Annotated in this window: 17 protein-coding genes and 1 tRNA gene; 6 read left to right on the top strand and 12 right to left on the bottom strand. The window is 54.4% G+C overall.

Going from position 1 to position 19,157, the window contains the following annotated elements; genetic code table 11:
* The 5 genes from DS901_RS12265 to DS901_RS12245 all read left to right on the top strand — a co-directional run bounded on the left by DS901_RS12265 (position 1) and on the right by DS901_RS12245 (position 9,327).
* Complete coding sequence (locus DS901_RS12265; protein WP_113777222.1) at positions 1–3,549, top strand: hypothetical protein; 3,549 nt, start codon at positions 1–3, stop codon at positions 3,547–3,549.
* Between the two features lie 622 nt (positions 3,550–4,171).
* Positions 4,172–4,246 (top strand) — tRNA-Gly (locus tag DS901_RS12260).
* A gap of 371 nt (positions 4,247–4,617) precedes the next feature.
* Positions 4,618–6,408, top strand: coding sequence for an ABC transporter transmembrane domain-containing protein (locus tag DS901_RS12255; RefSeq protein ID WP_113777221.1), 1,791 nt, complete (start codon positions 4,618–4,620; stop codon positions 6,406–6,408).
* Between the two features lie 117 nt (positions 6,409–6,525).
* Positions 6,526–8,412, top strand: coding sequence for an acyl-CoA synthetase (locus tag DS901_RS12250; RefSeq protein WP_113777220.1), 1,887 nt, complete (start codon positions 6,526–6,528; stop codon positions 8,410–8,412).
* A gap of 33 nt (positions 8,413–8,445) precedes the next feature.
* Positions 8,446–9,327: an NAD(P)-dependent oxidoreductase gene (locus DS901_RS12245; RefSeq protein WP_113777219.1), complete on the top strand. Its 882-nt coding sequence runs from the start codon at positions 8,446–8,448 to the stop codon at positions 9,325–9,327.
* On the opposite strand, the gene DS901_RS12240 is transcribed toward DS901_RS12245, so the two are convergent.
* From DS901_RS12240 to DS901_RS12185, 12 genes are all read right to left on the bottom strand, one after another.
* Positions 9,324–9,863, bottom strand: a complete 540-nt coding sequence (locus DS901_RS12240; RefSeq protein WP_113777218.1) for a chemotaxis protein CheD — start codon at positions 9,861–9,863, stop codon at positions 9,324–9,326. The genes DS901_RS12245 and DS901_RS12240 overlap by 4 nt on opposite strands.
* 1 nt (position 9,864) lies before the next feature.
* The gene (locus DS901_RS12235; RefSeq protein WP_113777217.1) at positions 9,865–10,491 is read right to left on the bottom strand and encodes a CheB methylesterase domain-containing protein; all 627 of its coding nucleotides are present in this window, start codon (positions 10,489–10,491) and stop codon (positions 9,865–9,867) included.
* Between the two features lie 112 nt (positions 10,492–10,603).
* Positions 10,604–10,981 carry a hypothetical protein gene (locus DS901_RS12230; RefSeq protein WP_113777216.1) on the bottom strand — a complete coding sequence of 126 codons (378 nt, stop codon included), beginning with the start codon at positions 10,979–10,981 and terminating at the stop codon, positions 10,604–10,606.
* The gene (locus DS901_RS12225; RefSeq protein WP_113777215.1) at positions 10,978–11,364 is read right to left on the bottom strand and encodes a response regulator; all 387 of its coding nucleotides are present in this window, start codon (positions 11,362–11,364) and stop codon (positions 10,978–10,980) included. The genes DS901_RS12230 and DS901_RS12225 overlap by 4 nt, the downstream gene beginning before the upstream one ends.
* 3 nt (positions 11,365–11,367) lie before the next feature.
* Positions 11,368–12,270: a CheR family methyltransferase gene (locus tag DS901_RS12220; RefSeq protein ID WP_113777214.1), complete on the bottom strand. Its 903-nt coding sequence runs from the start codon at positions 12,268–12,270 to the stop codon at positions 11,368–11,370.
* Positions 12,267–12,734, bottom strand: coding sequence for a chemotaxis protein CheW (locus DS901_RS12215; RefSeq protein ID WP_113777213.1), 468 nt, complete (start codon positions 12,732–12,734; stop codon positions 12,267–12,269). Before DS901_RS12215 ends, DS901_RS12220 begins: the two co-directional genes overlap by 4 nt.
* A complete protein-coding gene (locus DS901_RS18995; protein WP_258546721.1) occupies positions 12,718–13,872 on the bottom strand; it encodes a chemotaxis protein CheA in 1,155 nt (384 codons plus the stop codon). Before DS901_RS18995 ends, DS901_RS12215 begins: the two co-directional genes overlap by 17 nt.
* Before the next feature lie 101 nt (positions 13,873–13,973).
* On the bottom strand, positions 13,974–14,822 hold the full coding sequence (locus DS901_RS18990; RefSeq protein ID WP_258546720.1) for an Hpt domain-containing protein: 849 nt from the start codon (positions 14,820–14,822) through the stop codon (positions 13,974–13,976).
* A 1-nt stretch (position 14,823) separates the two neighbouring features.
* Entirely contained in the window at positions 14,824–15,192 is a 369-nt protein-coding gene (locus DS901_RS12200) for a response regulator (RefSeq protein ID WP_113777212.1), read from the bottom strand.
* Positions 15,189–15,476, bottom strand: coding sequence for an STAS domain-containing protein (locus DS901_RS12195; RefSeq protein WP_113777211.1), 288 nt, complete (start codon positions 15,474–15,476; stop codon positions 15,189–15,191). The genes DS901_RS12200 and DS901_RS12195 overlap by 4 nt, the downstream gene beginning before the upstream one ends.
* 315 nt (positions 15,477–15,791) lie before the next feature.
* Complete coding sequence (locus DS901_RS12190) at positions 15,792–16,850, bottom strand: ABC transporter ATP-binding protein (RefSeq protein WP_113777210.1); 1,059 nt, start codon at positions 16,848–16,850, stop codon at positions 15,792–15,794.
* 16 nt (positions 16,851–16,866) lie between these two features.
* Positions 16,867–17,649 carry an IclR family transcriptional regulator gene (locus DS901_RS12185; protein WP_113777209.1) on the bottom strand — a complete coding sequence of 261 codons (783 nt, stop codon included), beginning with the start codon at positions 17,647–17,649 and terminating at the stop codon, positions 16,867–16,869.
* A 174-nt stretch (positions 17,650–17,823) separates the two neighbouring features.
* On the opposite strand from DS901_RS12185, the gene DS901_RS12180 reads away from it, so the two are divergent.
* Positions 17,824–19,083 carry an ABC transporter substrate-binding protein gene (locus DS901_RS12180; RefSeq protein WP_181820854.1) on the top strand — a complete coding sequence of 420 codons (1,260 nt, stop codon included), beginning with the start codon at positions 17,824–17,826 and terminating at the stop codon, positions 19,081–19,083.
* The last annotated feature ends 74 nt before the right edge of the window (positions 19,084–19,157 follow it).

Here is a 19,157-nt window from a genome sequence, read left to right as displayed (position 1 = left end):
ATGGCGCGTTTTATCAGTACCCCCCGTATCAGCTCAACCGCGCGCCTTATGGGAGCCACGGCAATCGGCTTGATCGCCACAATGACATTTGGCCAATCCACGCAGTGCGAGCTTGTGAATGGTGTGTTGCCTGCGGGCTGTGAACAGGGCAATGCAGGTCTGGCTGTGACCATGCCCGTTGGTGAACAAGCGTCTGAGGTTTTCGCCCTGCCTGCGAATGCTGCAGGGTTCACTGTGCGTATCAATGACCGTCAAGTGGTCGAAGACGCCGCTGTCGAAAATATCGCGCGTCGCGTGGATGTGGTCTTGGCAGAAGCAGATGTGCTGGTTGTTTTTGACGGTCTGGGGGCAGCACCACGGTTAGACTTGGAAGTGGTCGGCGAACCCACCAGTCACGCGGCAGGTGATCAGGTCACGCTGCAATCGGCGTTGAACTATCCCGCCTATATTGTCCGCGCTGAAATACGGATCGTTGATTTGGGCGGGACAGTTGGGGCACGCACGATTGGCGTCGCACCCATCAACCCCAATGGTCAAACCAGCGTCACCGTGCCGGAAGGTGATGACATCTATGTCGTCCACCGGGTTTATGACGCCAATGGGCGCTACGATGAAACACATCCTGTACCGTTGACACAGGCGGACACGCGTCCTCGGGTCGACGGGGTTGAGGATGGGGCCAACACAATGGCCCGCAGTCGCATCCCTGTGTATGGCGGGGCCATCACGGTGTCCGGGCGTGACCTCGTACCCGGTGCGACAGTGCGCGCTTTGGGTGAAACTGTGCAACCTGATCCGTCAGGTGGTTTCGTCATCCAGCGGATCGTGCCTGCCGGGGACTATGATGTCGACGTGGCCGTGAACGGTGCGGGCCAGCGTCCGTTGAATGAAACGCGGCGTGTGGATGTGCCACGATCAGAATGGTTTTATGCGGGCATCGCTGATCTGACCTATGGTACACAACTTGATCCAGACACGGATAGTTGGGACACCTACGACCGGGGTCGTTTTGCGATCTACGTGGATGGGCGCACCGACAACGGGTTACAGATAACGGGGTCTTTAGACACGGGCGAAGGCCCACTGGACGAGATTTTTCGCGATCTTGATGAAAAGGACCCGGCATCGGTTTTGAACCGGCTCGATCCAAATGACCTTTACCCCACTTATGGCGATGACAGCACAATCGTCGACAACACCCCCACTGACGGCAAGGTCTATCTGCGCCTAGAACAGCAAGGAAATTTTGCGCTGTGGGGCAATTTCGACAGCCAGCTTGGGGGCAGTGAATATGTGCGCAACGAACGCGCGCTTTATGGCCTGCAAGGCCACTACGCCGCCCAAGACACCCGCACCAATGGCGAAGCCATCGCAAGTGTTGATCTTTACGCAGCCCAACCCGACCAGTTGCCACAACGCGAAGCGTTCCTGGGCACTGGTGGCTCCGTCTATTTCCTTGAACGGCAGGATATCGGCGTGGGAACGGAAACAGTGGCTGTGCAGTTGCGCGATCCGATCAGCGGACGGGTGATTGGGGCTACGACGCTGACAGCTGGCGTCGACTATGACATCAACTATATCCAAGGCATTGTGACACTGGCGCAACCGCTGCAATCAGGTATCGTGGATGGCGGCCTGATCACTGACATCACCGGCGACGCCGATTTGCAGCTGGTGGTCCAATATGAATATACGCCGACGTCGACGGATGTCGACGGGTTTTCCTACGGCGGGCGCACTGAGGTTTGGGTCAGCAATGGGGTTCGCATCGGCGCGTCCGGATTGGTCGAAGACAACGGCATCGACGAACAAACACTTGTCGGTGCCGATCTGCGTCTGCAAGCCAATGACAACACGTTTGTGCAATTGGATTACGCGGAATCTGATGGCCCGGGCTTTGGCTCGACGTTTTCGGCGGATGGCGGTTTGATCGTTGAAACACAAAACCCCTTCGCGGGTTCGGGGACAGCAGTGCAAGTCGAAGGACAAGCCGATTTTGCGGACCTTGGGTGGGGTGGCACCGGCCAAATCAAAGGCTACGCCGAAGCCCGTGATGAAGGGTTCAGCAATCTCGATTTCACAGTCGATACAGCCACTGGTGACGAAGAACTCTGGGGACTTGCGATCGCGGGACAGGCAACAGAACGGCTGAGCTACGGGGTCTCTTTGGATAGCTATGAAAACGCAGTTGGTGATCTTGAACGCCGGGCGGGGGCGCAAATTGGTTACGAGGTGACCGAACGGCTGACGGCCGAAATAGGGGTCGAACTGCTTGATCGCATTGACGTTGATGATCCAACCGAAACGGGAACGCGGACCGACCTGGGTGGGCGTCTGACTTATGCCGTCACGGATCAGGCTGATGTCTACATCTACGGACAGAAAAGCTTTGATATCAGCGATATCGAAAGCAATGACCGGGTGGGTGTTGGAGCATCCTACGCATGGGATAATGGCTGGGGGCTGACGGCCGACATTTCCGATGGGGACCAAGGGCAAGCCGCGCGTCTGCTTGCCAATTATGATGATGGTGCGGGTAACACGCATTATGCGGGCTACGAACTCGAAGCAGGTCGAGATTTGGCCGGCGTGACACAAGACGGCACGGACCGAGGACGATTTGTCGTTGGTGCACAGCGCGCGGTCAGTGACAACGTGCGCGCGTTTGGGGAAAACACCTATGACGCTTTCGGACGGCATCGCACTCTGACCAGCGCTTACGGGTTGGCGTACAATCGCACAGACGCAACGCAATATTCAGCCGCCTTTGAAATGGGCCGGATTGATGATGGCGCGGACTACGATTTCGAACGCTATGCGCTGTCGCTCGGCGCATCTTACGAGACCGAGATCATGGCACTGTCTGGGCGGTTCGAATATCGGGCAGATGACGGGATATTGGATGGAACCGAGGTCGCGTCAGATACCTATCTGCTGGCGTCTGATCTGACTTACAAATTTAGCAACCAAGCACGGATCGTGGCGGGTTTGGACTATGCCCGGACCGACACCGATCAAGGGTCACTGCTTGACGGCGAATATGGGGAAGTCGTTTTAGGTTACGCGTTCCGCCCGATCCTCGACGACAAGTTCAATATGCTGGCGCGCTATCGGTACCTGCATGACATGTTCGGTCAACGCGTCGACGGCGACGACGAAAACGGTCCGCGCCAGCGCAGCCATGTGGTCAGCGTGAATGGTATTTACGACATCAACGAACATTGGTCACTTGGCGGTAAAGTTGGCTACCGGTCATCTGAGACGGCGGCTGATGACGCCTCCGATTTTGTCCAAAATGACGCTTACTTACTGGCAGGGTCGGTTACCTATCATCTCGTCCACGAATGGGACGTCATGGTTGAAGCGCGTAACTTCACCACGGTGCAAGGCGGAACGTCTGAAACCAGCCTTTTGGCTGCTGGACACAGGCACTTTGGGAACAACGTGAAATTAGGTGTGGGATACAATTTCGGTAGTTTCTCGGACGATCTGACTGACCTTGTGCAAGATGATCAAGGCGCATTCTTGAATTTGGTTGCGAAGTTCTAGCAATTTTGCCGGCATAATTTCGATTTTAGATGGTATACCATGAAGCATATAGCTCGCTGTGATGGCCCTTTTCTACAGCTTAGATTGCTATGCCGCGCTCGCGCCAACTTTGTCCTAGGACGCGATTGTTAATACCGCCCGCAGCGATAGGGCAGTATCGGTTTGGTATCCTATGGCCGGGTTCAATGATCGTTTCGGTGAATTGAGCTGCAGCGAAGCAATAGACATGCGGCAACCGCGAAGTTGTCTGCGCAAGCAAACGCTGCGTCCGCAACACGCTGGTTTGTCGGCGTCTCGATTGATCTGACACTGTGCAGTGAAAGTTCGGCTTAGATTTGATTAATATAGACAAACTGAATGGCCGCATTGGCGACGTGAGCTGCAACGCGGCGACAGGAATGCCTCAAGTGCGAAGCGATGCTGCGTCAGCGAAGTACGAAAAACGAACGACCGCAAAGTCCGCGAAGCAGCCGTCGGTGCAAAATGCAGCGAATGTCCGCAATCCGCCCACAGTTACAAAGCCGACTCCCGCCCCAGATCACGGTCTCCGACCGTATCGAACCAGAACTCGAAATCTACTTCTTGACCTCCGATTGTGGGTGATTTAGTGGTCTGTTTGGTCGCGGGCGTTGTGTAATGGTTAAGACCTCAGTTTTCCAAACTGAAGATGGGGGTTCGATTCCCCCCGCCCGCTCCACAAATTCATTTCCGACAGTTAACCTACAAAGATGCGTTAGTTGCATCTCTAACCATTTGTTTTATTGTCTTAAATACGAATCTGCAGCATAGCTTTCCAAACTGGAGATGGGGGTTCGATTCCCCCCACCCGCTCCAATAATTCATTTCCGGCAGTTAACCTACAAAGACGCTTTTGGCGTATCGTTAATTAGTTGTTTTATCGTCGGAAATTCGGATGTGCAGCATGGCCTTCCCAGCTGGTGATTCTAGTTCGATTCCCGTCGCTTGTTCCACATTTTTTCAAATTTGTATGATGCTTATACGTATCGCCTCCTTGTGAAACGGCTGGTGCGGTTTTATGTCTGCGTCAAGCAATAGATTGAGACAGAAATGGCCAGACCCCCGAAAATTGGTTTAGACCGCGACCCCGGTAAGAAGGTGAGCGCGCTCAAGGCGTTGTGGCCGTTCTTGAAACCTTACCGGTTGAACGTAATCAGTGCGGGGCTCGCGCTCATTTTTACCGCGTCGATTTCATTGTTCTTGCCAATCGCGGCGCGACTGATCGTTGACAATTTTGGCGCAGATGACGGCGCGATGTTGGCCGGGCATTTCAGAACGATGATGACATTCGCCGGGCTTTTGGCGGTCGGGACGGCGCTCCGCTATTTTTTGGTGACGCGGCTTGGTGAACGGATCGTTGCGGATATTCGCAAAGCGGTTTTTGCCCGCATGATCGGGATGAGCCCTGCGTTTTACGAACGTGTCATGACTGGTGAGGTGCTGAGCCGGATCACGACCGATACCACGCTGATCTTGTCGGTGGTCGGTAGCTCTGCATCTATAGCACTGCGTAACGTATTGATTTTCCTTGGCGGTGTAGTGCTGATGATGCTGACATCGGTCAAGATGAGCGTCATGGTGCTGTGGCCGATCCCGGTTGTTTTGATCCCAATGGTCATTTTGGGGCGGCGCGTGCGCAGCCAATCCAAAGAAAACCAAGACTTGATCGCGGAATCAAGCGGCGGCGCGTCAGAACAATTGCTAGCAGCGCAAACCGTGCAGGCCTTTACCCACGAAGACCTAAGCCGCGCCAAGTTCGATGATGTGACCGAGCAAAGCTATCGGTCGGCCCGGCGCCGGATTTTTACCCGGGCTATGCTCACAGCGCTTGTGATCTTTATGGTCTTTTCTGCAATTGTCATGTTCTTACGCATGGGGTCGCAAGATGTACGGGCTGGCGAAACCACTGAAGGCGGTCTGGTGCAATTCATGATCTACACGATCATGGTTGGCGGCGCGGTTGCAGCGCTATCCGAAGTCTGGGGGGAATTGCAGCGCGCTGCAGGGGCAACAGAACGCTTAGTCGAATTGCTAACCATTGAGGATACGGTGCAGGATCCTGCGAAACCAGACGCCGTGGTGACGCCCGTCAAAGGTGGATTGATGTTCGACAATGTGCACTTTAGCTATCCTTCGCGCGCCGATATTCCTGCGCTTCATGGTGTTGATCTTGATATCAAACCTGGCGAAACGGTCGCACTTGTCGGCCCGTCTGGTGCGGGCAAAAGTACGATGATCCATATGGTGCAGCGGTTCTATGACCCGCAGGTCGGGGCGGTGCGTATCGATGGGCAGGATTTGCGCGATATGGAACGCACCGCGTTCCGCCAACATATCGCCTTGGTCCCACAAGACCCGATGATTTTTGCAGATACCGCGTTAGAAAACATCCGTTTTGGTCGTCCAAATGCGACGGACGCCGAAGTCGTTGAAGCAGCTAAAGCCGCCGCTGCGCATGATTTTCTAAGCGCCTTGCCCGATGGCTATGACAGCTATGTTGGCGAACGGGGCGTGATGCTGTCGGGCGGGCAAAAGCAGCGGATCGCGATTGCTCGTGCGATTTTGCGTGACGCACCGATCTTGCTGCTGGACGAGGCGACAAGTGCGCTTGATGCCGAAAGCGAACATGCGGTGCAAGTTGCGGTCGACGAATTGGCGAAGACGCGCACGACATTGATTGTCGCGCACCGACTGGCGACGGTGAAGAAAGCCGACCGCATTATCGTATTCGAAGAAGGCAAGATCGTCGCCCAAGGCACACACGATAGCCTTGTCGCGCAAGGCGGGCTATACGCGCGTTTGGCAAAATTGCAGTTCACTGAAGGTGGCGCAGCCGAATAATATGGAAATATCGTAGCGTCAGACTTGCGCTATGCTGCGGATTTGCCCACGTTATTCTTCAGACGTCGCGGGCTTTGAGGTTAGGCCGCAAAATACTTTTAGGGGAGGAGAACCGACATGGCTTATGCAAATGTCGCTGATCGCAATGCGATCGAACAAGAAATGCCATGGGAAGATCGCGATCTGCCTAAGACCACGTTTGCGCTGCTCAATCAGACCGCTGACAAATTTGGGGAACGGAACGCGGTGAGCTATAGCCTGCTGTCGGACCCGGATTCAAAATGCGAAACATTATCGTGGAACGAATTGCGCGAACAAACCGCGCAGGCTGCGAACTTGTTTCGGTCGCTGGGCGTGGGCGAAACGGATGTTGTTGCATTCTTGCTGCCCAATGCCACTGAAGCCATCCTGACGATCTTGGGAGGACAGGTTGCAGGCATCGTGAACCCGATTAACCCGTTGCTTGACGCCGAACAGATTTCCGCAATTTTGCGTGAAACCAACGCCAAGGTGCTGGTCACGCTCAAAGCCTTTCCCAAAACCGATGTGGCCCAAAAGGCGGCTGAGGCCGTGCGCTTTGCGCCTAATGTCAAAACCGTTCTGGAAGTGGATTTGCACCGCTATCTGACCGGGATTAAGAAATTTATCGTGCCGCTAATCCGGCCGAAAAACCCAACGAACCACGACGCGCGCGTGCTGAACTTCCACACTGAGATGGCGAAACAGCCCAAAACTCTCGCGTTTGCGGATAGCGAAGGGGACCGTGTTGCCGCCTATTTCCACACAGGCGGCACAACCGGGATGCCTAAGGTCGTACAGCACCGCTATTCGGGGATTATCTATAATGCTTGGCTGGGCGCGCGATTGTTGTTTACCGAACAAGATGTGCAGATTTGTCCGCTGCCGCTTTTCCATGTTTTCGCGACGACCGTCTCGTTGGGTGCGTCGCTTGGTTCAGGGGCCGAAGTTGTGTTCCCGACTCCGCAGGGTTACCGCGGCGAAGGTGTTTTCGATAATTTCTGGAAGCTGGTCGAAAAGCACAAAGTTACTTTTATGATAACGGTTCCTACGGCGATGTCTGCATTGATGCAGCGCTCGGTTGATGCAGATATTTCATCACTGCGCTTAGCGTTTTGTGGGTCCGCGCCTTTGCCGCTTGAGCTATACAAACGGTTCGAGGCAGCCGCCGGGATCACAATTTGTGAAGGTTACGGATTGACCGAGGCCACATGCTTGGTCGCGATCAACCCACCTGAGGGCGAAAAACGCGTGGGTTCTACCGGTCTACCGTTCCCGCACACGGATATCAAAATCATCTCGGTTGCGACGGGCCAAGAGGTGGAACCCGACGAAATTGGCGAAATTTGCGTATCCAGCCCAGGCGTTTCGATGGGCGAAACCTACACAGAGGCCGACAAAAACGAGAACCTGTACTATCCCGGTGATAAATCTGAAACGCAGTATTTGCGCACGGGTGACTTAGGGCGGATCGACCCAGATGGCTATATGTGGATTACGGGCCGGGCAAAAGATTTGATCATTCGCGGTGGTCACAACATCGACCCCGCTGAAATCGAAGAGGCGCTTGCCGGGCACCCAGCGGTGGCCTTTGCTGGCGCGATTGGTCAACCGGACGCACACGCGGGTGAAATCCCATGCGCCTATGTGGAATTGGTTGATGGGGCTGAAATTACCTCGGACGAGCTGATCGCCTTTTCCAAAGAGCATATCCACGAACGTGCGGCATTCCCCAAGCATCTTGAGATTTTGGATGAACTGCCAAAAACAGCGGTCGGAAAAATCTTTAAGCCAGACCTACGTAAACTTGCGATCACGCGGATTTACAACGAAGCCCTTGCCGAGACAGGTGCCACTGTTGAAATCGTGACTGAACACAAAAAACGTGGGTTGATTGCGCGTATTGCAAAACCCGCGGATGTAGAGGAAAAAGTCATCGGAGACGCGCTGGCCGCCTTCACGATCGCATGGGAGATCGCCGAGTAACGCCAACGCGCCGCAATAGAAGGACGTGGATCGATGGCTAAACTCGCATTTTTAGGACTTGGCGTGATGGGATTTCCCATGGCGGGGCATCTGCAAGCAGCAGGGCACGCCGTCACGGTATATAACCGAACGGCGGCCAAGGCCGAAAAATGGGTGGCAGCGCATGGTGGCAAGATGGCCGCGACGCCGCGCGCTGCAGCCGATGGCGCAGACATTGTGATGTCATGTGTTGGCAATGACGATGATCTGCGGTCTGTTTGCCTTGGTGCGGATGGTGCGTTCGCGGGCATGGCAGCGGGGACAACCTTTGTCGATCATACCACTGTTTCGGCTGCGGTAACGCGCGAATTGCACGACGCGGCCGCTGCGTTAGGCGTCGCATTCGTCGATGCGCCAGTTTCGGGCGGGCAGGCGGGGGCTGAAAATGGCGTTCTCTCGTTGATGTGCGGTGGCGCGCAAGACAGCTTTGACACCGTGGAACCCGTGCTTGCCGCCTATGCCCGGATTTGCCGTCGGATCGGTGACAGCGGTGCCGGTCAAATGACAAAAATGTGCAATCAAATTGCGATTGCCGGCCTTGTTCAAGGCCTATCAGAAGCTCTGCATTTCGCACAAAAAGCCGGATTAGATGGGCGCGCGGTCGTCGAAGTCATCAGCCAAGGCGCAGCTGGAAGCTGGCAGATGGATAACCGCTCTGAAACCATGCTGGACGATCAATTCGACCACGGGTTCGCTGTGGATTGGATGCGCAAGGACCTCGGGATTTGCTTGGACACGGCAGATGAAAACGGCGCGAGCCTCCCTGTCACCGCCTTGGTAGATCAGTTCTATAAGGACGTGCAAAAACTGGGCGGCGGACGTTGGGACACATCATCGTTGCTCAAGCGTTTACAAGCACTCGACGGACAGCCCTAGAATAGCGTGATATCGGGGGCTTCGCTTACTGGGGGGCGCATAGGTTTAAGCGCGGGTTCTGGTCCTGCGATTTGCAATTGACGCGCAGCACCCGTTGTCGGGGTGAACTGCACGCGACGGGCCTGATCGCCGCCAAGGCTTTGGGACACGCATGAGATGCCTTCGCGCGTCAAAAATTCCAGCGCAAAATCGGCGTTATTGCGCCCGATATCCCCTGCATGGGTTGTCATCTTGGCGCCTCCAAATATTTTAGCTTGCAGCGATCCGCGGTCGCCGCCCGCGCGCAAAACGCGGTTAATAAGCAACTCCATCGCATTGACGCCATAGCGTAGGTCTTTCGACCTAGCGTCAGAACTGCTGGCCAGTAGAAAATGGTTCATGCCGCCTACGCTGGCCGTAGCGTCATAGAGGCACACTGCGACGCAGGATCCCAAGACGGTGGACAACACGATGTTTGGATCCGCAGAGACGGCGAAATCGCCTTGGATCACCGTGATGGTTTGATGCGATTTATCAGGGGCGCGGGTGACATTCATTTTAGGTCCTTTGTGTTGCCGCACGTAGCAGAGCGGGCCCTATTTCGGTGATCGGCAATGCGTGTGCGACACCGCCCAAAGCTTGCGCGACCCGCGGCATCGCATAAACGATGGATGTGTCTTCGTTCTGACCAACCGTTTGTGCGCCCGCTTGGCGTAACGCAAGAAGCCCCTGCGCCCCGTCTTTTCCCATACCTGTGAGAATTGCTGCAGTGGCATTTGCTGCATGTGGAACCGCAGATTCAAACAATGCGTCAACGGAGGGGCGGTGGCTTGTTCGCGGTGGACTTTGGCTTAGCGCAATCCTCAGCGGCAGATTATCGGCAAGACAAAGATGCTGTTCAGTGCTTGGCGAAAGATAGACCATGCCGCGTTCCAGCATTGCGCCATTTTGGGCCGCGACAACTTTGGCCCGTGTCGCACCGTCGAGTAACCTAATCAAACTTTGCGCAAACTGGCTACCAGTGTGCTGCACGATCAACGTCGGTGGGCAATCCGAGTCAAAATGGCGTAGGATTTGTATCAACGCATCGACGCCTCCGGTCGATGAACCCAACAAAATAAATTTTCGTGCCGCTATATTTTCAGTCGCGGGACGCCCGTTGAACGGCGCATTTATCGTTTCCATTGCTTGCTCCTAGCGCGGAACCATTCGGATACTGCGAGGTGGTGCCTGTGGCGTAAAACTAGGGCGGTCTGGACATTGGTTTGCATGATGGGCTTGACCCTTTGCCGAACTATTAAAACATTGAAATGCCATCGGAACTTGGGTGCTCACTGATTTGCGCATATCGCGCTCGACGACCTGCGATGTGTTCGCGAATGCGTTGCAACCGGATTGGCGCGATTACATCTAAATAATCCACCTCACCGGAGACATGTTCATGCGCCTCCATACGGTCAAACATCAATGCAAGCTCCTCGATTGATTGCATCAAAAAATCGATGGTCTGCATCGCTGGCTTATTTTGTACGATGCTGGTTCCGGCCATCATATCGTCAAGCAGCGCCTCTTCGAGTTGGGTCAATGTTTGCCCCAACTCGCGCATCGCAGCGCTCGTGTTTTTTAGAACGGCCTTGAGATCGTGGCGGTCCATTTGTTTAATCTGCTCTGTCATAAGCGGCCAACGACGCTTTCGATACATTGTTTCATGCTTGCCGTTGTGAACGGCTTTTTGATGATATTGTTGACCCCAAGAGCCTTTCCCTTGGTCACTAAATCTGCGGTTGGGTTGCCGGTGACAAGTATGAAACCGACGCGCGCCGTGGAACGATTTTGACGCAATGCTTTGAGTAATTCCAACCCATCCATGCCGGGCATGTTATAGTCGGACAGGACGAGGTGCACTGGATCCGCAATCAGTTTTGCCAGCGCGGCGCGGCCGTCGTTTTCTGCTTGGTTTTTCCAAATTCCCATCTCTTCAATGGCTTGGACCAACAGTCCACGACTGACCCCCATATCATCGACGATCATAACGCGTAGCGAGTCTTTGAGGCTCATGTCTTATTCTTTCTTTTCGTCCAAGAACGGGGCGTGCCCAATGGATTTTTGGTAGGTTGTGATATCGACGTTGTGAAATTTTTTGGCTGCCTGGCCACCGAGACGTTCAGAGTGCCCGATCATCATGTGCCCGTCCGGCGCCAGTAAATCGTGAAAACGGGTCCAAAGCCGATGTTGAGTGGCCGGATCAAAGTAAATCGCGACATTGCGGCAGAAAATGACATCAAATTCTTTACGCATTGGCCAGGCACCAATCAAATTCAATTCGGCAAATGAAATGAGGCTTTTAAGTTTTCGGTGCATTGTGATCGACCCGTCTGATGTGGCATTTGCCGCAATCATCGTATCGCGAAACGCTGCTGGAATAGCGGTTCGCTGCGTATCTGGATAGGTGCCTTGTTTTGCTTGTGCGACGATCTTGGGGTCAATATCTGTGGCGAGAATTTTGATATCGAGGCTTGCAAATTCAGGGCAGACTGCATTGACGATTGCCGCCATACAATATGCTTCTTGACCAGATGAGCAGGCCGATGACCAAAGGCGCACGCTTCTTCCGGCCTGCGCCTTGGTAACCAATTTTGGCATTACTATGTTCTGCAGGTAGGTGAAATGATGTTCCTCGCGAAAAAAATGGGTCACGTTCGTCGTGAGTGCTGACAGAAAATGTGAGTGTTCATCATGTTCTTGCGGCTGGTTAAGTAGCGCATAGTAATCGGCAAACGTGCTCATCTTAAGCTGGCGAAGCCGCTTGGCCAAACGCGAATATACCAGTGCCTTTTTAGAAGATTGAAGGTTCAGGCCATACTTTTTCAAGGCCAAGCTTGCGATTTGACTGAAGTCTGCATCAGAAAACGCGAACTCTGCCGGCTGCAAGGGCGCCATCGTTTGCTGAGCGGTCGATGTCATGCCGCCACCGGGTCTAGGCTTGGCATAAGTGCACTAAGGTTAATGATTTTGGTCATGTCGTCATCGACGGGAATGATACCCTGAATTGCACGTGTTGCGGGGTCTTCGGGGCCGCGGGGCGTTTCGCGCACCATATCCGCGCTCACCCCAAGAATTTCAGACACGGATTCGACCAGAAGCCCAACGATGCGATCTTCTATTGCGGTAATGATGATAACATGGCGTTCTGTCGGTTGAATTTTTTCAAAGCCGAGCTTGACCGCGAGATCGATAATTGGAATGACCGCGCCGCGCAGATTGATCACCCCTAAGACATGGAAGGGGGAGTGAGGCAGGATCGTTACGGGGGTCCAGCGTCGAATCTCGCGAATTTGCGTAATCTCAACGCAAAAATTCTGACCGCCAGCAACAAGCGTTACAAATTCAAGTTGCTTGGCTTGTGGGGCTTCAGGTTGCTGCGACATGGAGTGCCTCCTCTTCAAAATTGCGTGGCGCTGCGTTGAGCGCGATCGCGTCGGGGTCAATGATCAAAGCAATTTTGCCATCACCCAGGATTGTCGCGCCGGAAATGCCCGAAATCGCGCCATAGTTGCCTTGCATGCTTTTGACGACGACTTGTCGTTGGTCAAAGATATCGTCGACCGCAAGCGCGCATTGAGGGACGGCCTCAGTCTGGATCAAGAGGAGCACACGTTCCGTCATCGTGCGCTTATCGCGCGGATGCCCTAGCCGATCGGCCAAGTCCACGATGGGCACATATTCCCCGCGGATACGCAATAACTCTCCGTGCAAACCGATCCGCGAGATGTCCGACGTATTGGGTCGAATTGATTCGAGGATGCTGGAAATCGGCACGACCATGGTTTGCCCGCCGACGTTAATGATCATGCCGTCCATGACGGCCAACGTCAGTGGCAGTGTGATTGAGAACGTTGTGCCCTTGCCAGGCACGCTGGTGATCGCGACCCGGCCACCCAACGTCGTGATCGCTGTTTTAACAACGTCCATCCCGACGCCGCGGCCCGACAAATTGGTGATCTCAGTTGCCGTCGAAAACCCGGGAGCAAAAAGGAGTTGATCAATCTCTTGTTCGCTGAGCGTCGCATCAGCCGGAATTAGCCCTTTTTCAACAGCGATCGCGCGAATGCGGGTCCTGTTTAGCCCAGCTCCGTCATCGGCAATCTCAATGACGATGCTACCAGAACGCTGGCTTGCGGTGAGTGTAAGAACCCCTTGTTCAGGCTTCCCGGCGGCTTTGCGCTGTTCGGGCGCTTCAATTCCATGGTCAATTGCATTGCGGATCATATGTGTGAGCGGGTCAGCAAGCCGTTCAACAACGGTTTTGTCGACTTCAGTGTTTTCGCCATGTGTCACAATGGCCACGTCTTTGCCCGTGCCATCAGCGGCCTCGCGGGCGATCCGTAACATGCGTTGAAAAAGAGGTTTTACAGGTTGGGCGCGGATGGCCATGACGCCTTCTTGAATTTCGCGCGCGAGCAATTTGTAATCATCCAAATCGGCAAAAAGATCGGAGGAATTCGGAATCGCAGCTTTTTCGAGACGTTGGGAGATAACCGATTGATTGATGATAAGTTCGCCCACTGCGTTGATCAGCCTGTCGACCCTTTCGGGGTCAACGCGCAGGCTGGTTGCGTTGCGTTTGGCTGGTTTGGCATCCGCTTTAGGTCCAAGGCTAGGTGCTTCTACGGGCGGCGTGTCAACTGAGGGGTGCTCATCCTTTGGGGCGACCTCAATCGGCGCGGTTGGCGCAATATCTGGGAGATCTTCGGGTTCGATGGTTGGGGCTGCGCCGGGGTAAGTGGCGTATCTCGTGGCGAAATCTTAAGATCGCACAGATCGTCGACAAATTGAAAAATCTCAAGAATGCCAAGGTCAGTTGCGAGGTCTTGGATATCAATGGTCCATGTCAAATAGCCACTTTCCCAGTCGAAATCAGCAAAATCATCGGGCAACGCAGTATCATCGGCACTTATTGTTGCGGACCCAAGTTCGTTGAGGGCTTTGATCAAAAGCTCAGGGTCATGGCCGCAGGCGTAAAATTCGGGACCGGGCCTAAATGAAACCTGGTAGCCACTTTGATCATCGGCACTGTCGAAATCAAGCGTCATCGCCTCAAACACAAACTCTTCTTCGGGTTGGTCGTCTTCATCCCCCAAAAATGCTTGTAGTTCGTTGAGCACCGGATCGACTTGATCGCGGTTTGCGGGAATATTGTCGCGCGCGGCTTCGACCAAATCGGCCAGTACATCACCCGCGCGTTGTAGGACCCGCAGTAAGTTTTCGTCCGTTGTCAGACGGTTTGATCGCAGCTCGTCCAGTACGGTTTCGAATTTATGTGCAAACCCCACCAGTTCATCAAGCGCGAACGCCCCGGCTGCGCCTTTGATCGAATGCACTGCACGGAAGACGGCGTTGACTGTTTCATCGTCCGCCGCGCCGTCGCGCATTTCGGTCAGACCCTCTGTCAAAGCGACAATGAGATCCTCACATTCTTCGAAAAATGTGTCCAGAATTGAAGGGTCATTCGCCATCTTATGCTCCAGTCAGGCGGCGAATGACGGATACCAATGCGTCGTCATCAAACGGTTTGACAATCCAGCCCGTCGCCCCAGCAGCGCGCGCGCGTTCCTTAAGTGCCGCACCGCTTTCGGTGGTGAGTACGAGCACAGGAACTGCCCGGTTTTTTTCACCGCCGCGGATGTCGTCGATCACGCCAAACCCGTCTTTGTTGGGCATATTCACATCAGTGATGACAAGGTCCGCATCAGAATCGCGGAATTTCTGGACGCCATCGACGCCATCTACGGCGGTGGTGACGTCGAACCCGGCTTTTTCGAGCGCCATCGTAAGCAAGCTGCGGATCGTGGGTGAATCGTCAATTGCGAGAATACGTGTTTTCATTCTGCGGCACCTTTTTGCGCTAGCAATTGCTGTAATCCTAATGTTTCAAGGCTATCTGCACATGCGGGACTGATGTCGCTCAGCGCAAAGTCAAATCCACGTTGCTGCCAAGATTTATGCGCCATTACTAAAAGCTGGGCTGCCAGTCCCGGCAGCCGGGTGACGGCGCCACAGTTGATCATGATCGCAGATTCATAGGCTGCGTTTAGGTAGCCGTGCAGCTTTTCGCAGTCTTCTGGCGTCATCACCGCTGCGAGGTGATATGGGGGTGGATTAGTTGTCATCGTAGAGGCGATCCATTCATTGCATCAATCGGCACATCTTTTGGGCTTCGACTGACTTATGGCGGGTTGCCTCTTAATTTGACGTAAACAGCCTTACAAACTTGTTGGCGACAGGCGCAGTTTTGTGCTTACGCGCGCGCGGCCGTCGAAACGGTTGCGTCGCTTCGTGTGAAGTATGCCCTGAAATGACAGCGGCAGGCGTTGCTTGTGTAATTGAAATTGCTAGGTGCGGCGCGCCTAAACCTGCGGATAGTTCTGGTGCGGATGTCGGTCTGAAATGCGTTGACCCACCGATTTAACGGTGGGGTGCCGCTGCTAGCGTATACGCTGCTCTGTCTTGCGGTCGAACAGCATCGCGCGCTCTAGCGCGAAGGTGATACCAACGCGGATGCCTGCACGCGACCGTTCGTCACCCCGTTCTTCGACAATGATTTTCGCGCCCGTGTCAGATTTCAAATGTACGTAAGACACACCGCCTAAGGCTTCGGTCAATTCAACTGTGTGGGTGTCACCATTGGGGTCAACTTCGACATGTTCTGGACGAATGCCAACGCTGATCTCAGTGCCCTCTGCCGGGATCATGACAGGCAGGGAAAAGGTGCCGGCGGTATCATTGAGCGTCACAGCGTCACCTGTGGACACGCCATCAAGAAAATTCATCGCAGGCGAGCCGATGAAGCCCGCCACGAATTTGTTGTCTGGATCACGGTAGAGATCTAGCGGTGCGCCAACCTGTTCGATCCGACCAGCACGCAGCACTACGATCTTATCGGCCAATGTCATCGCCTCTACTTGATCATGGGTCACATAGATCATCGTAGCGCCGATTTCTTTGTGCAGACGGGCGATTTCAACGCGCATTTCAACGCGTAATTCAGCATCAAGGTTCGATAGCGGTTCATCGAACAAAAATACTTCGGGGCCGCGCACAATGGCGCGCCCAATTGACACGCGTTGACGCTGCCCGCCCGATAGGGCGGCTGGTTTACGGTCGAGATATTCTTCGAGCTTGAGAATGCGCGTGGCTTCGGCGACTTTTTCAGCGATTTCAGCCTTGGGGTGGCCGTTCATTTTTAGGCCAAATCCCATGTTGTCGCGCACCGTCATATGCGGATAAAGCGCGTAAGTCTGGAACACCATCGCAACGCCACGTTCTGCCGGGTCCATTTGGGTCACATCGCGCGCGCCAATCGACATGGCCCCTTGGGTGGTTTCTTCAAGACCGGCGACCATCCGCAAAAGCGTGGATTTGCCACAGCCGGATGGGCCGACAAAGACGCAAAATTCTCCGTCCTCGATTTCAAGATCAATCCCATGGATGACTTGGACCTCACCATATCGTTTGATGACATCTTTCATGACTACGCCTGACATGGATCGTTCCTTTCAACTAGGGAAGTGCTGGGGGTTGCCAAGATTGTGCTTCGGCCCCGATTTTGTGGGCGCATTCTGTCAAAGCAGGGCGGAATGCCTTTAGCCCCTCTAACGAATGACGGTTGGTGGCCGTCGCGATGGAAATCGATCCGACGACGCGGCGTGCTGGTGTCAATATGGGCGCGGCTATACTGATGATGCCCGCCGCGTGTTCTTCACGGTCAAAGGCAATGCCTTCGGCGCGGATCGTTTCAAGCTCTGCGCGCAGGGTGTCGGCGCTCGTGTGGGTTGCAGGCGTGTAGCGGTGGAACGCTTGTTGGAGCAACGCTTGTTCCAAATCTTCTTCTGGCAAAAACGCGAGGATCGCTTTGCCAACGCCTGTGCAATAGGCGGGGGCGACTTGCCCGGCTTGGGCGAGCGTTGAAAACTTTGTGCTTGCTTGGCGCTTATCGACAAAAACAACTTGGCCGCTATCGATTTGGGCGACATGTACTGCCTCACGCAGATTAGCGGCAAGCGCGTCGACATGCGGGCGGGCGATTGGTGCAAGCGATGCCTGCGACCACGCCACATGGGCTAAACGGACAAGGCGGATACCGGGCGCATAGGTTTGCGCCTCGGTATCATAGGTGAGCATACCCTGATTGGTCAGGGTTTGCAGCAGACGGTAAAGCGTGGGTTTCGGGAATTCGGAAGTCTCAAGCAATTCGCGCATGCGAACAGGGCGGCCCATACCCGCTACCTGATCCAGCACGCTCAGTGCTTTGCCAACTGTGCCGTCACCGGTCACAACGCCCATGGTTTTCCTCCCTATTTGTCGCGTCTCCCTTTGCCAATCGCGCGTTCGACATTGGCGTAAACGCGCAGCTGACTGTTGACAACGGTAACCGAGTCGCGGTTTAGTATCAATATGCAAAACGACGTTTCATATAGTGAGACAAAATATTGCAACGGAAGCAGTAGGGAGGAAACCATGCATTCCATTTTGAAAACCTCGTGCGCGGCGGTGGCTGCGCTAGGTATGGCAGCGTCAGCGGCATTCGCGGACGGCCACCAATTATCTGGCGATCTGAAAATCACATCTGACATGTCCAACCCTGCGCCACGCGCAGTGATGGAAGGGCTGGTTGCAGGCTTCCAAGAGATGCATCCAGAACTGAACATCGAATTGACCGTTGTTGACCGCGAAGCGTGGAAAACACAGATCCGCAACGCATTGGGCGCAAACCCACCTGATGTTGTGAACTGGTACGCGGCTAACCGCATGGGCCCATATGTTGACGCCGGTCTGTTCGAAGATATTTCGGACATGTACGCGAACGGCGACCTGCCGGGGCTGGATGCGGTCCAAGGGGCGCTGACGCTTGATGGCAAGCAATACGGTGTACCGTACACCTACTATCAGTGGGGCGTATACTACCGCGAAGACATCTTTAACGAATTGGGCCTGTCAGAGCCTGTGACCTTCGACGAAGAAATCGCGAACTGTCAGGTTATTGTTGATTCAGGCCGTGCTTGCTATGCAATCGGGACAAAGTTCCTTTGGACCGCTGGCGGCTGGTTCGACTATATGAACATGCGCACGAACGGTTTTGATTTCCATATGCAGCTCGCACGTGGCGAAGTTGAATGGACAGACCCGCGCGTCCGTGAAACATTCGCGAACTGGCGCAAGCTGATCGACATGGGCGGCTTTATCGCTGATCACCAGTCGTATTCTTGGCAAGAAGCCCTGAACTTCATGATCGATGGCGAAGCGACATCTTACCTGATGGGGAACTTTGCAGTTGCCGCAATGCGCGAAGCAGGTCTGACGGATGAGCAGATTGATTTCTATCAATTCCCATTGATCGGCGATTATCCACAAGGTGAAGATGCACCGACCGATACATTCCACATCCCATCAGGTGCGGAAAACAAGGATAATGCACGTGCGTTCCTGCAATATGTGACATCTGCAAATGTACAGACTGAAATCAACTCTGGTGATGCGCTTGGCCAACTGCCAATCAACGCAGCTTCTGGTGTCGATGCGGATGAGTTCCTTGAGCAGGGCTTTGCAATGCTGTCAACCAAGGCCCAAGGCGGCGTCGCGCAGTTCTTTGACCGCGATTTTCCCGCGGAAATGGCCAGCGTTGGCATGGAAGGCCTGCAAGAGTTCATGGTGTTCCCCGACAATCTGGACGACATCCTCGCGCGTCTCGAAGAAGCGCGTCAGCGTATCTACCAATAATTTGAAACTCGCGCTTCCCGCCGATGCGGGGGGCGCACCCATCCATTAACTCATCCGCAAACCGCGCCAAGGTT

Origin of the sequence: Loktanella sp. D2R18 (genome assembly GCF_003318235.1) — a bacterium.
Taxonomy (GTDB): Bacteria; Pseudomonadota; Alphaproteobacteria; order Rhodobacterales; family Rhodobacteraceae; genus Yoonia.
The sequence above is the reverse complement of the archived record's forward strand: the minus strand, read 5'-3'. Positions and strand labels throughout refer to the sequence as shown.